This window comes from Sphingomonas sp. MS122, assembly GCF_049532975.1.
In the GTDB taxonomy this organism is placed as follows: Bacteria; Pseudomonadota; Alphaproteobacteria; order Sphingomonadales; family Sphingomonadaceae; genus Sphingomonas.
The window spans coordinates 1,003,005-1,017,599 of the sequence record NZ_CP186695.1; the positions used below are offsets into that span (position 1 = coordinate 1,003,005).

13 protein-coding genes and 1 tRNA gene are annotated in these 14,595 nt (G+C 63.6%); 4 read left to right on the top strand and 10 right to left on the bottom strand.

Going from position 1 to position 14,595, the window contains the following annotated elements; translation table 11 throughout:
* Positions 1-30: 30 nt before the first annotated feature.
* On the bottom strand, positions 31-615 hold the full coding sequence (locus ACO227_RS04620; RefSeq protein ID WP_423605677.1) for a DUF6118 family protein: 585 nt from the start codon (positions 613-615) through the stop codon (positions 31-33).
* A gap of 9 nt (positions 616-624) precedes the next feature.
* A complete protein-coding gene (gene traA / locus ACO227_RS04625) occupies positions 625-3,441 on the bottom strand; it encodes a Ti-type conjugative transfer relaxase TraA (protein WP_423605679.1) in 2,817 nt (938 codons plus the stop codon).
* A gap of 172 nt (positions 3,442-3,613) precedes the next feature.
* On the opposite strand from traA, the gene ACO227_RS04630 reads away from it, so the two are divergent.
* Both ACO227_RS04630 and ACO227_RS04635 read left to right on the top strand, forming a co-directional pair.
* Positions 3,614-3,937, top strand: coding sequence for a conjugal transfer protein TraD (locus tag ACO227_RS04630; RefSeq protein ID WP_423605680.1), 324 nt, complete (start codon positions 3,614-3,616; stop codon positions 3,935-3,937).
* Positions 3,912-4,166, top strand: a complete 255-nt coding sequence (locus ACO227_RS04635; RefSeq protein WP_423605682.1) for a conjugal transfer protein TraD — start codon at positions 3,912-3,914, stop codon at positions 4,164-4,166. The genes ACO227_RS04630 and ACO227_RS04635 overlap by 26 nt, the downstream gene beginning before the upstream one ends.
* Here the strand turns inward: ACO227_RS04635 and ACO227_RS04640 are convergent, their stop codons facing one another.
* The 4 genes from ACO227_RS04640 to ACO227_RS04655 form a co-directional block, all read right to left on the bottom strand.
* Positions 4,167-6,413 carry an ATP-binding protein gene (locus tag ACO227_RS04640; RefSeq protein WP_423605683.1) on the bottom strand — a complete coding sequence of 749 codons (2,247 nt, stop codon included), beginning with the start codon at positions 6,411-6,413 and terminating at the stop codon, positions 4,167-4,169.
* 88 nt (positions 6,414-6,501) lie between these two features.
* Positions 6,502-7,425: a HEPN domain-containing protein gene (locus tag ACO227_RS04645; RefSeq protein ID WP_423605684.1), complete on the bottom strand. Its 924-nt coding sequence runs from the start codon at positions 7,423-7,425 to the stop codon at positions 6,502-6,504.
* Between the two features lie 75 nt (positions 7,426-7,500).
* Positions 7,501-7,734: a sigma factor-like helix-turn-helix DNA-binding protein gene (locus ACO227_RS04650; RefSeq protein ID WP_423605685.1), complete on the bottom strand. Its 234-nt coding sequence runs from the start codon at positions 7,732-7,734 to the stop codon at positions 7,501-7,503.
* 54 nt (positions 7,735-7,788) lie between these two features.
* Positions 7,789-9,531 (bottom strand): ParB/RepB/Spo0J family partition protein, encoded by a 1,743-nt coding sequence (locus ACO227_RS04655; protein WP_423605687.1) that lies wholly within the window; start codon positions 9,529-9,531, stop codon positions 7,789-7,791.
* Between the two features lie 753 nt (positions 9,532-10,284).
* Between ACO227_RS04655 and ACO227_RS04660 the strand changes: the two genes are divergently transcribed.
* Together ACO227_RS04660 and ACO227_RS04665 are read left to right on the top strand one after the other, a co-directional pair.
* Positions 10,285-10,491 (top strand): helix-turn-helix transcriptional regulator, encoded by a 207-nt coding sequence (locus tag ACO227_RS04660; protein ID WP_423605689.1) that lies wholly within the window; start codon positions 10,285-10,287, stop codon positions 10,489-10,491.
* A 105-nt stretch (positions 10,492-10,596) separates the two neighbouring features.
* Entirely contained in the window at positions 10,597-11,805 is a 1,209-nt protein-coding gene (locus tag ACO227_RS04665) for a hypothetical protein (protein ID WP_423605691.1), read from the top strand.
* A 37-nt stretch (positions 11,806-11,842) separates the two neighbouring features.
* Here the strand turns inward: ACO227_RS04665 and ACO227_RS04670 are convergent, their stop codons facing one another.
* The 4 genes from ACO227_RS04670 to ACO227_RS04685 form a co-directional block, all read right to left on the bottom strand.
* Positions 11,843-12,046 (bottom strand): hypothetical protein, encoded by a 204-nt coding sequence (locus tag ACO227_RS04670; protein ID WP_423605692.1) that lies wholly within the window; start codon positions 12,044-12,046, stop codon positions 11,843-11,845.
* A gap of 30 nt (positions 12,047-12,076) precedes the next feature.
* On the bottom strand, positions 12,077-13,066 hold the full coding sequence (locus ACO227_RS04675) for a hypothetical protein (protein ID WP_423605694.1): 990 nt from the start codon (positions 13,064-13,066) through the stop codon (positions 12,077-12,079).
* Positions 13,035-14,288, bottom strand: coding sequence for a tyrosine-type recombinase/integrase (locus tag ACO227_RS04680; RefSeq protein WP_423605695.1), 1,254 nt, complete (start codon positions 14,286-14,288; stop codon positions 13,035-13,037). The genes ACO227_RS04675 and ACO227_RS04680 overlap by 32 nt, the downstream gene beginning before the upstream one ends.
* A 152-nt stretch (positions 14,289-14,440) precedes the next feature.
* Positions 14,441-14,531 (bottom strand) — tRNA-Ser (locus tag ACO227_RS04685).
* Between the last annotated feature and the right edge of the window lie 64 nt (positions 14,532-14,595).

Consider the following 14,595-nt stretch of genomic DNA (forward strand, 5'->3'; position numbering starts at 1 on the left):
CGCGCCCCGCCGCTTCAGGCGACCGCGGGGTTACCTGCCGCGGGAGGTCGACTCCCGGCGCGCTGTCGCGATCATTTTTTCGCCGGCCTCACGTTGATCGAGTCCGATCGTCCGCGCGGCCATCCATTCCGGTACATGCCAGCTCGCCGGAAGGGATCTGGCGACAGCACCTGGCAAAATGGCCATCAACAGCATCGCTCCCGCAGCGGCACCGACACCGGTGGAGATAATCAACCGGCGCTGCTGGTGCGCAGCCCGGCCGTGATCGACCATCGTGTCGATCCGGCCAATGGCACGGAGCATCTCATCACGGACTTCATGCATCTGCTTTTGGTCCGCCGCACGCGCAGCCTCGCTGGCCTTGACGATCTCGGCGGCCATCGCGGCCGGTGACAGGCTGATGGCGGGGCTGCGCTCGATCCGGCTCAGGCGGTCATCGGCGTCCTTTAACGCGCCGAGCATTTCACCGAGCGTCTCGCCGTAGTCAGGCATGCGCTCGCGCGCGGCGGTCAGACCTTCGATCGCAGCGCGCGTAAGGCTGACGGCTCTGCGCAGCTCTTCGAATGCGACAGCGGGATCATCTGCGGGCGCGGTTTGGGTGATTTCGTCGGTCATGGGGTGAGCCTAACGGCTCAATCCGCGCCCGCGCGAGAGGCCGGGACTATTCAGGAGCTCATGGGAAATCGATGACCCACTGAGCTTGCCGATTCCGAGCTCCTTCACTCGATTCCGCAGCAGCGACTCGAGCTGCGGATCGCGGTGCAGGCTCTTCGCCATGTCGGTGAGATTGCTCCTGACCCGGTCGCCAGCATCATAGTCGCCGTTGCGCTCATGAGCATGAAGCCGGCGAACATTCTGCTGCCAGGCAGCGACGAACTGGTCGGCACGCCGCGCGCCGTCGATCCGCAGCTCCGATTCCAGCGCCATTGCGCGAATCGCTGCCGCGGTCCTGCCATTCGCCGCCTGATCGATGAGCCCGTGATCCGCATTGAATGCGCTGCGCAGATCGCGCGCCGCATCCGGCCGAATCGCGTCCAGTTCCCTGCCTGCCTTGGCGAAGGCGGTACGCTGGTGGGGCAGCTCTTCCATACCGCGACCGCGCATGCGGAGGATGTCCGCGGCGGCACGGGCGTAGCGTTCGACGGTCTTGTCGAGCGATGTCGCCTGTGGCTCAGCTGCAGGTGCTCGTCCAAGCTTCAAGCCGGCGAACGGATTGCGCGGCGGCGATGGCACATGCGCCGGTTCCGGCGCCCGCTGATAGTCCGACGCCATATCCTTGCCGCGCTCGCGCGACAGCGCGCGCACCAGCCTGCCCGGATCGGCGAAATCGTTGCGCCCGTAATGGAGATCGACCCCATCGCGATGCCGCGACAGCGCGACATAAGCGGCATGGCGATCAAGCCCGGGCGTTGCGAGCACATGGACGCGATCAACGGTCACGCCCTGCGCCTTATGAACCGTCGCGGCGTAGCCGTGATCGATGCTGGCATAGTCCTTCACGTCGAACGCTACCGCGCGGCCATCGTCGAGCATCACCGCCATCCGCGCCGGTGTGACCGACTCCACCTTGCCGAGTGTGCCGTTCTTCACGCCCAGACTGCGCTCATTGCGCAGGAACATGACGCGATCACCGGCCGCGAACGCCCGCTCACCGCGCTCGGCGCGAACCGCGACATCCTCGCCCAGCTCGCCGCCTGAACGCAGCCGCTCGCGCGCCGCGATATTGAGCGCGCGGACCTCGTCGTTGGTGTGCGTAAGGATGATCCGGGTTGAGCCCGGCGAGGCGCGGCGATCTCGATCCCAACGCTCGATCAGCTTGCCTCTCGCCTGATCGCGCATGTCGGCTGCGTAAATGCATCCGCGTTCCTCGTACGCTGCGATCGCTTCCGCTGTTCGGCCGGTCGCGAGCTGTCGGGTCGCGTCACGCTGCCAATCCTCGCGCTGGCGGCGGATCTGGGTGATCTCGACGCAGCCATGACGCTCGGCCGTTGCGCGGAATGCCGCACCCGCTTCGATCGCCTGAAGCTGCTCGGGATCGCCGACCAGCACGACCTTGGCGCCGCGCTTCTGCGCTTCCGAGATGACGCGCTCCATCTGGCGCGTGCCGATCATCCCGGCCTCATCGATCACGAGCACATCCCGATCGGTCAGCAGCTCGCGACCCTGCGCCCATTGATGTTCCATGCTCGCGATCGTTAGCGATGCGATGCCGGATCCGCTCTCGAGGTTTTCCGCAGCGATGCCGGACAGCGCAGCGCCCCGGACCGAATAGCCGGCGCTCTCCCATGCCTCGCGTGCAACGCCGAGCATCGCCGATTTGCCGGTGCCGGCATAGCCGACGACGACGCCGAGATCCTTCGCCTCGGTGACATGCTCAAGTGCCGAGCGCTGCTCGGGTGACAGGATCATCCCCCGCGCTCCGGCGCGCGCCAGCGCGGCGTCGCGATGATGATCCGCCAGGGCGTGATGATCGCCGTTTGCCATGACGCTGGTCGCGCGCTCGAGCCGCTGCTCAGTCTCGATCATGGCGCGACTGGTGAAGCGCTGCTCGCCGCGTCCGTCCTTGCCAAGCGCAACCAGCTCGGGCGCGCCTTTCACCGCTGCCATCACGCGATCGTATTGATCCTTCCCCTCGCTGTGCCGGTGCACGAACATCGCCAGGTCGCGCGTGGTGAAAGTCGCCTGATTGTGGGTGATTGCGTCGATCGCCAGCGCCGGGTTCGCCAGCAGCTTTTCGCCATTGGCACGGGCGATAGCGTGGTGCTCGTCGAGCCGCTCCGATGCCAGACCCTGCGCCGCCATGCGCGACGCAGCCGGACCGATCTTGTGCTGTGGTTCGAGGTCGATCCCTTGCGCTTCGAGCGACCTGTGATCGATGCGCGCATCGATATCGAGTTCGGCGAGCCGCTGGTTGACGTGCTCGGCCCAGCGCTCGCGCCATTTCTCAAGCAGGTCGGTCCGATTCCAGTCGCGGTTCTTCTTGCCGAATCCGTCCTCGCCGACTTCTCGGAGCGTCAGCATCACATGCGCGTGCGGCTTGGCCAATCCGTCGGCGCCGACATCCCAGTGCACATTGAGATCCGCGATCATCCCGCGATCGACGAACTCGCGCCGAACAAACTCGCGGGCGAGGTCAATCCCCATTTCTGGGGATAGCTCGCGCGGGATCGCGAACTCCACCTCACGCGCCAGCTGCGAGTCGATCCGCTTCTCGGCCGCCTCGACCGCGTTCCAGAGTTTCTCGCGATCGGAGAGGTGTTCCGGCGCGCCGTCCGGCAGCATCACTTCGGAATGGACGACACCGGCCTTGTTCGAGAAGTCGTGGTGGCGATCGAGCCGCTCGTCATAGAGCCGCGAGGCCGAGCGATAGGCGGCGGACGCGAGTGCGGACGATCCGTTGGCGCGGGAGATGATCTTGGCTGAGAAGTGGTAGATCGCCATGACGATCACACGATCTACACTTCAACTTGCACGTCGGCACGACGTATAAGCGCGCCCTCGAAAGAATTCATCTTTCTCGGGACTGACGAATCCCACTGTGTTTCAAGGGATTTACGCTGATCGAGCGCGCCGATAACTGGTCTGTCCTTATCGCACAATGGAGGACAGACCGATGCGCAAACCTCGCGACTATGACGCAGAGCTAAAAGCGTTGGATGAAAAAGCCAAGCGTCTCCAAGCGCGCAAGATGCAGCAGTTCGGCGAGCTGGTCGCCGCGACTGGCGCCGATGGCCTGCCGATCGAGCAGCTCGCGGGCGCATTGCTGAGCGCAGTAGACAGCAATGACGCTACCGCGAAGGAGGGCTGGCGCAAGCGCGGCGCCGCGTTCTTTCAAGGATCGCGCGGCGACGGCGAAGGCAATCGCCGTAACGGTCGCGGCGCTGCGGCGCGCGCAGGCGGCGCGCAACCGGATGCAACTGATCCGGGCGCGGCATGACACGCGCGTCTGGGCTGTGAAGCGCCGCGAGCGGACGCGCCAGCTGATCGAGCTTGGTGGCCTCGTTGCCAAGGCGGGTCTTGTGGAACTCACTGATGATGATCGGGCCGTAATCTTCGGGGCGTTGGTGGAAATCGCTGCGCGGCTGCGCGGCCTGGATCGGGAGGAGCAACTTCAGCTTATGCGGCGTCGTGGGAAGCGAGCATTCGGCCGATCGCAGGTCGAGTGATTAGTTCGCCCCACCGCCCTCTGGTGCGGCGGCATCCGGCCCTCCCGCAGCTTCTTCTTGGGGTACAGCTACTGGCTCAGGCCGCTTGGGCGGATTGTCCGGGCGGAACCGCGCCCGAAATGCATTTTGGTCATTCAATCGAATCAGGACCGGGTTCTCGCAAGATGAGGCTTTTCCGAACACGACAGCGTGTCGGGGCTGCATCGAGGGCAGGATGGCGGCATAGTCTGAACCGATGTAGTTGCCGAGGAATTCCTTACCGGTGTCGTCGAATGTGCGCATGGCGAAAATGGTGTTGCACTGGTTGAGGATGGTCTTGGTCACGTTGGCGGTGCGCTGAGTGATGAGCAGGCAACCGAGGCCATACTTGCGCCCCTGAAGGATTGCCCGAGCGCTAGTCGCAGTCGCCATCTTGTCGCCCTCAGCGGCGACCGAATTCCATTCCGGCACAAGCGAGTGTGCCTCCTCATAAACGAGGCATAGCCGAGCCTCATCTGTCATTCCGAGTTCCTGACAAACAAACAGCGCAGCGTCGGAGAAGATGGAAGTGATTTCAGAGGCTGTGAGGTGTGCGAGTTCAGCGGTGTTGTTATACATTCCCGAGACCTGCTTAGTTACTCGGAACTGCGCCGGATTGATCACCCACAGGAAATGATCATCGCCGGCCGCCATGAACTCGCGCATTTTCCGGAAGACGGTTCTCTTGAAGTTGTAGCGAGAGCCCCCCTGCTCTTTATTCTGATGTGCCACGCCGCCCTCTCCGGCGGCGAGAAGCTCAGCGCGCCTAGCCTCCTCAAATGCGGGATCCACAAAGTCCGCCAGTAGATTCTCGTATTGATTGGTTAGGTCGAGGCAGACGACCTTGATGCCGCGCGCAATCATCCGCTCAACCAGCTCAATAGCAAGGTAGCTCTTACCGACGCCCAGAATGCCAAGAATCGCAGTGTTGTGCGTCACGCACTCCGAAGGATCTACTCGGACCCCATACGGAGTCGCCGGGAAATGACCGATGCAATCATCCTCCGGCCCACCCTCAAATTCCTCGAGCAGGAAAACGGGGGCGTTCATTCGGGGCATCCACGGGACGGGACAGAACCGGCGCCCTTCATCATCCCAAGTGCCGATCTTTCGAGCTTTCGCCCGCGCATATCCATACTTGTTCTTTTGCTGGACAACCTCGTCGCGAGTCACTCCGTCCACGACCTGATAGATAACGCGCTGGTGGTCCCCAATCCGTACTTCAGCGAGAGAACCCTCGCCCAGTCCCGCTTCGTTGATTACCTCGAATTGCAGGTACTCTGGGCTAGTCTCGGTATCCACGATGCCACACAGTCGATCGATCCACTGTAGGGCCCGGATGTCGGCCTTCTGCTCGTCGGAAACGGTGATCGACACTGCAATGCCGTCGCCTGTGGTCGAGCCAACGCCCTGGTTAAGAGCGGCAAGGCCGTTCGGCATAGCGACCGTGAGAACGCGAAGGAGGTTACCCTCGTCTCGCCCGACATAGTTCAGTGCCACTCCGAGCTGTGCTGGGCCATGCTGGTCGGAAATCACCATCGGCGTTCCACGCGTGATGGTCTTCGGCTCAACCTGCCGAACTAGCACAATGCCGGGCGACTGGTGGGCTGCGATAGTCCCAACGACATTCTCGCCCCCGAGAGGCTTCGGCTGATTGAGGAACCAGACCACGTAACTGGCGAGCGATTCGAGTGGCCGGTACAGGACGATGACAAAAAGCGTCCCGAGGATAGCGAAAATCTCGATGGGTTTGTCGCGATGAAAAAGCCAGACCGACGCTAGGATCAGCAGGCTAAAGATGACGTTCGGGGTGCCAAGCCCCTTCACTGCCCGGTCCGCCAGTCTCCACGCTGCACCCGGCTCAACGCCGGGCTGGGGGCGAAGAATGAGCACCAGCAGGGACACTCCCGCGACCAGCACCGCTAAGCCCACAGCCGCGCCCAGGACATACGCATCGGGGGTCCAACTCCGAACAGTGGACAAGGCTGGCACGAGCGCGAGGAGCGCCGCGAAGGCGTTGGTCAAAGTGTCGGCCGGCGGAGTGAAGTACGGATTGACGATACGACTGCCCAGTAGCAGGCTCGCAATACCACTATAGAGCCAGATAGCATTCTCGTTTGGGGACACACCCGTGTCCACAACAAATGCCTGCACGGCAACCATCGCCGCCAAGTAGATTATAAGTGAGATTGCCCGGAGTTTTGCTTCCGATAGCATCAGATGCCCCATTTCGCCTGCCAGCAGAGATGTTGGCAGGATGGCGGGGCAAATCCTAGTTCATTTGTTGCTTCATGCCGATCACGGCGAAGGCTGTCGGCTATGCTGCAGCGCTGCGCTCTAGCGCGGCGATATGTTCTTCACAGATTACCTGCACCACGCGACCAAGCTCTTCAACGCGCTCACTCAGCCAACCGAGTTCTTCGTGGTCGATCCGATAGTGCGTGGAGTAGCGCGCCTTCACATAGGCTTCCTTGAGCTTCTCGAACCTAGACCGATCTGCCCGCACGAAGCGAGGCCAGACCTCGAACAAACGTATGTCAATCCTCTCGGCCTGAGTGCGCAAGAAGCCGAGATTGTGCACGTGCGGCGTGTAGAAGGTGCAGACCAGCAGCACGCAGTGATATAGACTCTCGACCGTCTGATGCAGTTCGAAAGCTGTTTCCTTGAGGTGACCTTCCCTCAGGCCGAACTTCGCAAATTCGTACTTGCGCATCGCGGCCGGGAACCACTCTTTGTAATACTCCCGCGCCATTCCCAGCGCCTGTTTCGGCGTCTTCGGCTTGGGCTGGTGCAGCTCAGTATCGTCGCTCTGGTAAAGCGCGATCCCATCGCGGGCGACGTCCATGAAGAAATAGCGCCCATGCGCGAGACCGTCGTTCACCTCCTGCAGCGTGTGGACGATGAAATTGACCGGCGTGCGCAGCGTCTTCGTGATCGCCAGCTCGCGGTTGAGCCGGTCCTCGGCCGACGACCAGAACTCCACGCGATCGGTGAGCTTCGGGTGGTTGACGATCACGAGCAGGTCGAAGTCGGACTGATAGCCCTTGGCGGTGTGCGGCTCATCGACCCAGCCGCCGCGCGCATAGCTGCCGTAGAGAATGACCTTGAGGATGCGCGCCTGCTTCTTCCAATCCGAGGTCGCGATGGCGGTCGCGTCGCGGAACTCCTCGAAAAGGATTTGCACGACGCGTTCCAACTCGCGCTGCTTGGCAGGAGGAAGGTGATCGAGATCGGTACGCATGTGCGATGATCCTATCGAAGCATTTCGGCAAAGCACAGTCTCGCGGGGCTATTCCCCGCGAGACCGAGGTTGCAGTTACCAGAAGCGCCACCAGCGACGCGGGCGATCGACATGCCGCGAGATATTGAACAGCGCCTCCGCGAACAGCTGCTCCACCTCGCGGACGGTCAGACCGGTGCGCTCGGCAATCTCGGCATAGCTCAGGTCGTCAAACCGCACGGCGCAGAAGACTTCGCGCTGGCGCCGGGGCAGGTTGCGGACCGCCCGCTCGATCCGCTTCAGAGTGGCGGGATCCATATCGTCGGTCATGGGAGCCTCCGATATCCGAGAGGGTCCGGCGGCACGGTGACCGCCGGACATGGTTCAGGCGGCCTGCCGCAGCGGCTCGGGCTGCGACGGTGCGGACATGCGGAGATCAGCGAGCCGGGCAGCACGGCTGACGGTCCCCACCCCACCGCGCTCGGTGTAAGCGGCAGGCGGGAACGCCATCCACTTCGGCACCCAGCCTTCGACCCTGGCCCGCCCGTTCTCGCCGGTAAGGCAATCACGGATGATCTTTCGCTTGACCTTGCCGGTCTCGCCCTCGTTGGCAGTGGCAACCTGCGCACCCGCCGCATCGGCGAGCACATGGCCCAGCACCTCGCGGTCCTTGATCAGGTCGAGCAGCACGTCGTCGGCCTGCCAGACCTTCGCCACGTCGGTGCCGACCAGCGGCCCGAGCAGCTCGATCAGCTGGCTTCCCGCTTCAAGCGTCTCGGCCATGACGATGGCGAGGACGTCGAGCGCCGCCGCATCGGGAAGCTCAATCAGCCGGACCAGCAGCCCTGCAATACCATGCTCGCCGTCATAGCCACCGGTGACGGTTAGTGTCTCGGGATCGAACCCGAGCACTGCCAGCACCGCCCGCCGCTTCTCATCGAACACGGCCTCCGATGCGCAATTCTCCACGCTCTCGGCAATGGCATCGCTGGCGGCACGCTGTGCCTCGACCCGGACATTCCACAGGGGCGAGCCGACAATAGCGTGCGCGACCATCACCCGCAGCGCGAGCGACGGCTGACCTGCAAGGTCCGCCCGCACCGCCGCATGCCGGTGCAGATCGACATAGTTCTGGATCCGCGCACTGATCTCCGGTCGCACCGGCTTGCCGTCTGGACTGTACTCGCCCCGCTCACGCCGACGCGCCTCCTTGATCGAGACATAGCCCTCGTGGATCGCCACGTCCCCGCGCGAGCCGACCGCGATGAACACCTTGCCGCCCTTGCGCTTGGGGCAACGCTCATGTTCCCAGCTGTGGAAGGTCTCGCCGGTCGGCAGCACCACCACTTCCCATCCGGCTTCGCGGTAGCTCTCCGCCTTCGCCTCAACCGCAGCGGTCTGGGCCGTCCAGAAGCTCGCGCTGTCCGCAAAATACCGCTCGTCGCCGAACAGGTCGGAGACGATCTCACCCTGATACCCGGCCACGTCGAACAGCGCCGAACTGACCGGGATCGACGCACCGCCGAAGAGCCATGCCTTGAGCTGATAACCGGTCGGGCAATGCGCATCCGGATCGTCGAGCAACGCCAGCCATTCGCGCTGCCTTGCCTTCGAAGCGAGAGTCAGGTGCCGCACCGTCGCCGCATCGATATCACCCTTGCGATAGAGGCCACGAATGCGGGGCAGCAGATTGCCGAGCGCCAGCGTCCGCTTCACCTGCAACTCGGTGAGGCCGAAGGTGAGCGCGATGTCCTCGGGCGAACGGCCCTCGCGCACCAGCCGGGTGAAAGTCTCCCACAGCGTCACCTCGTCCGGATCCAGCCGCGCGATGTTCTCAATCAGCGAGGCTTCCAGCGCTGCTGCGTCGTCGCCCGCCGCCATGACCGCGCACGGCAGCGGCTCGTCCTCGCCGCTCTCCGCCGCGACGGTAAGCGCTGCATGATAGCGCCGCTTGCCCGCCACGATCTCGAACCGGTCCTCGTCTTCCGTCGGCCGTACGATCAGCGGCACGAGCACGCCCCGCGCCCGGATCGACGGCAGGATGTGCGACAGGTCCGCCTTGCCCTTGGCCCGCATGTTGGCAGCCGAGATGCAGAGATTGGCGATATCAATGTGCTTGAGTTCCATTGTCCTTACTCCTCAAACCACCGCAACCGGCGCCGGAATGGCGGGGTGGGCGGCAGGAGCGAACCGGAAGTCCCGCCGGCAGAGGCGGGCCGCACCCGCAGGGCCGCAACGAAGAGGAGGACTTGGGCGAAGCCCAGGTTGCGGCACGCCGCGGCGGGACTAGAGGGCAGCGACGCCCACCCCGCCAGATCGACGCCGGAGGCCAACGCCGCCGCGCCTCGCGCGGCGACCGCAGCCGCTGCGCGCCAGCGTACACGGCTCCGCCAGGAGCCAATCAAGCAGCACTCTCGAAACCGGTCGGTCGTCGTGGCGGCGTGCGCGCGCCTGTCCGTGCGCCAGCCGTCGCCGCGCCCTCCGGCCGGATCGCGCGTGCCACGCGGAAAGCAAAGGCGCCGCGGCCCCTGAAGGCTGCGCAGCAGTCCGTGAGTGTACGCTCAATCGATATCGCGTTCCGCTGCCGGCGCCCGCCGGCCCTGCGTCAGTCGATCGTCACCCGCATGGGCCGAGACGCGCAGACGACTCGGCGACGCGATTCGCGGCTTTAGAAGCGCGGTCACGCGAAGCGTGAGACGCTATGGGACTTCGCCCTCCCATTCTCGGCAACCGACCCGAGGTACCTTTCTGACGCACCCTGACGCATGGCACCGCAAAGTACCGCACTGGCACCAGAGAGCACCTTGTCCGCCAAGATTCTCGATCGCATCCTTGGCTCGGGGCGCACCACTAACCCGCACATGATGCAAGGTGATGCCAATGCAGACCGACATTCCCGACAACATCCTCCGGATCCAGACCGTCCTCAAGCGCACCGGCCTCAGCCGCTCGACCATGTACCGAAAGATGGAGAACGGCACGTTCCCCGGAAACATCCGGATCAGCACCCGCTGCGTCGGATGGCGCGAATCCGCAATTGCCGAATGGCTCAGGAACCCGATGTTCTACCAACGCAGTGACGGCTAGGCCGCTCGCGATAACGGCGCCTTCCGCATGCAGGACTCGGCTCCGGTGGTGTTGGCCAGGAACGGCGGCTGAGGCAACAAGACTCCCGTCCTGACGGAGAGTCGCATGTCGATCATCGGAGGCTCCAACTCAACTTGGTGGCCGAAGCAGCAGGCGGAAGTGCGGGTCAGCCGCGCCCAGCTCTACGACCTTGCCTGGTCCGCGCCGATGCGCCAGCTCTCGGCCGAACTCGGCGTTTCGGAACATCGGCTTACGGCGGCGCTGCGGAAGCATGGTATCCCGCTTCCGCAGGCGGGCTATTGGAACAAGCTGCAAGCCGGAAAGCCCGTGCAGCGGACGCCGCTACCGGCGCGGAAGCCGGGGCAGGATATGCTCCTGCTGGTCCATGGCACACTCGCCGATCGTTTCCGTGAGGATCAGGGCCGAGGCGAGAACCCGGAGGGTCCCTTCACCACCGAAAACGTGCCGGAAGATCTGGACCAGCTGAGGCAGGACGCGCTCAAGCAGATCGGCAAGGTGTCTGTGCCGCGGAAGCTGGAACGGCCCCATCGCGCCCTGCAGACGTTGTTACGTCGCGATGAGCGGAGGCTCGACAAGATTGCGACGTCGCGCTTTCCAAAATGGGAGCTTGCCCCGGTCTTCGAGCCGCCAGAGCAACAGCGCAAGCTTCGGATCGCGGATGCGCTGATGCAGGTACTCACCCGGCTCGGCCACCATTGCGAGCTTTGGGGCGAAGAACCCGGCTTTCGCGTCACCGTCGGCGATCATCAGGTGCAGGTGCATATCCGACACCCCGGCGAGACGTCGCTTGCTCATCGCCGCCACGGAGATCCGTTTCCAGCACCACCCAAGGAACCCTTGCGCATCGAGCTGTACCCGGCGCTGCCCGAGGGGTTTCCGCGAATGTGGGAAGACAGAGAGGTCAAGCTGGAGGCGGTCGTCGCCGATATTGCCGCAGCGATCATCGCCGCGGGAGAAGCGCGCTACCGCCTGAGCATCAGGGAGCGGCTCCAGCAGCAGGCCGAAATGGAGGCATGGTGCGAGGAGCGCCGGCAAGAGGCTCTCACTAAATGCAATCAGGAGCGCCTCGCGGCCCTGCATCGAAGCGCCGAACTGCTGCGCACTGCGGAGGACTTGCGGGCGCTGATCGCTTCGGTGAGCACGGCGATCGAGCAAGGGCGTCGCGATCTCGACCCGGCTACTCTGGCCGAGTGGAAGCAGTGGGCGGCGGAGGAGGCCGACCGGATCGATCCAGTGCTGTCAGGACAGGTGGACGAGCACCTGATCGTCAAACCGCTGGGCGGTAGCGGCTAATGCGGACAAGGCGAGGTGATCGCCCGGTCCGCACCGTTCAGGCGCAAATGCGCGAAAGCTTACCGTTCATTTCGAGCCGGCGCTCGGCCAGCCGATCGACCCGGCGAAGGGCCTCACGAAGGTCACCCTTGCCGAACTGCGCCTGGACCGCAGCAGCGATCGCGCGCTCCTGCTCCCGATCGAAATCTTCGACCGGATCGTTTTCCATGCCGATTTTCATGGGCAGCTCCTTCTCGGTCATGTCTCTCATATAAGACTCTACGCGTAAAGATCAGCCTTTGCTCCGCTCGAAAGCGGCGGCCATCAGCGCAATCATGCGAGCCATCGCACGAACGGTGTCCACGGTCTGGACCTGCCGATTGTTCGGATCGCGCCGGAACCTCCCGACGTGATTGCTCGACGCGGCAACCACGCCCCAAATCCTCGGCTCGGCACCGAGCCGTACAGGGATTGCAGCCATCGAGCGATAACGCCCCGTGTCATAGTCGCGCTGCTTGTCCCGCGGGACCGGGTAATCCTGCGTCACCTGCGGATCGCTGCTGTCCTCGATGATCAGGTCTCGGGCGCTATGCCAAGCCGCGCCGACGAACGCTTCGTTGCGCTTCCAGCTGCGCGGGTTGTTCTGTTCACTCAGACGATCGGCGCGGGCGGCGGCAATCCGGTTAAGCACCGCCTCGTCTCCTTCCCCCTGAACCTGAAACACCGAGATCGCCCATTCTTCGTCCGCATCGAATCCGATCGAAGCGGTGATGAAGCGGAGTGCGGTCTGCAGCATAAGGTGCGAAGCTACGCCGGGCGTCGCTTCTGGCACGAGCAGCGCCTGCTCCAGGGCCTCTCGCATAGTGCGGTTGGCATCGATAAGCGCGAGACGCTTGCGGTCGAGTGCAGCTGCTGAGTCCAGGCCGGCGAGCAAGCTATCCCGCTCGTCGAGGAATTTCTGCGCCTCTCTCTCCAAGGCTGCCGCCCGGGCCAACAATTCGGGAGCCTCGTCACGCAGGAGCAGCAACAGGATACCGCCCACGAACACCAGTCCGATGCCGAGCCAGACGCACAAGCCCTTGACGGTGATCAGACCGTCGCCGCTCGCTGGTGCCAAACCGCCTTCCATCGCACCGCCGACGCCCGCGAGGGCGGCCCCGCCCATCACGCATACGATATTGATGCCTGCTTGGAACCGGCGGGCTTGGCGCACCCACGCCAATCCCGTCGACATCAGCCGATCGCGATGCTCACGCAGCGACGTGCGCGCTTCCCTCATCATGCTCTCCCCTCCCGGCCGGGTTCCCCGACCCCGCAGAGTGTCCTTCCATGTCCGGACTGATCGCCTCTGCTATCGGCGTCTTGGTACAGAATGCCGCCCAATCGCGCATCAGAAGTCTGCGCTTCTCGAGGAAGTCGGTCCGACGATATGCAGCCTCAACCTTATTGGCGACCGTGTGCGCCAAGGCCGCTTCGGCGACCTCGCCTGGATAGTCGGTTTGCTCAGCCACCCAGTCTCGAAAGGCGGAGCGGAAGCCGTGCACCGTCACGTTGAGATCCATGTCGCGCAGGATTTTCAGCAACGTCATGTCCGAGAGGGCTTTCTTAGCCCGCTGCCCGGGGAACACGAGTTTGCCTTCGCCCACCTGAAACTTTGCGGCGCGTTCGAATACGTCGATCGCCGCCACTGACAGAGGCACGACGTGCGCTCGCCCCATCTTCATGCGCTCCGCAGGCAACGACCAGAGGCCTCTCTCAAGATCCAGTTCTGACCAGAGCGCTCCTCGGATCTCGCCTGATCGTGCCGCCGTCAGGATCAAAGCTTCAAGCGCCAGGCGTCCTACGGACTCACGTTCCCGCAAAGTCGCAACGAAATCCGGCACGTCGGCGTAGGCCATCGCAGCGAAATGCCCATCCTTCTTGGGCTGACGGGGCAGCCCCTTGGAGATTGAGCGGATGGGCGCCTCCGTGGCGCGAAAACCCTTTGCACAGGACCAGTCGAGGACCGTGGCGATACGCTGGCGAACGCGGCGCGCTGTCTCCGGTTTGGTCAGCCAGATCGGCGCAAGGACATCACGGATCAGCGGCCCCTCAATATCGCTAACGAGGAGATCGCCCATTTTGGGGAACGCGTAGGTCTTCAACGTCGCAAGCCACTGCGCCTGATGTTTGCCGTTCTTCCAAGCTTTCTCGTGCTCTTCGTGGACGAGTTCGGCCGCCTTGCGGAAGGTCGGAATCACAAGCCGCTCCTGCTTCCGCTCGGCGACAGGATCGATTCCTTGCGCGATCTTCTTCCTCGCGAGGAATGCTGCTTCACGCGCATCCGCCAGTGAAACCGCGCGCAATGAGCCCAATCCTATGTCCCTGCGACGGCCACCCGATTGAACGCGCAGGAGCCACCGTCCCGAATCTTTACCGTTCAATTCGAGAAAGAGGCCTTCCCCGTCGGAATATCGTCCCGGCTCAGTCAAGGCCCGGACCTTGGATGCAGTGAGCTTTCCCATCGCGTCTCACCCCAAATTACCCCACACTTTGCCCCACACTTTTGTGGGATAGTGTCGGATCCTTTGAAATTCAGCGGGACAAAAAAACCGCTGATTTCTGCGGCTTTTTAGCAGCTTTCAGGAGGTTTGGCGAGGCCTGAGAAAGGCGTAAATGGCGGAGCGGGAGGGATTCGAACCCTCGATACGGTTTTGCCGTATACTCACTTTCCAGGCGAGCGCCTTCGACCACTCGGCCACCGCTCCGCATGCCAGGAAGGCGCTGCCTAGTGATTTGCGCCGGTCATCGCAAGCGTTGCGCGCCGCACGC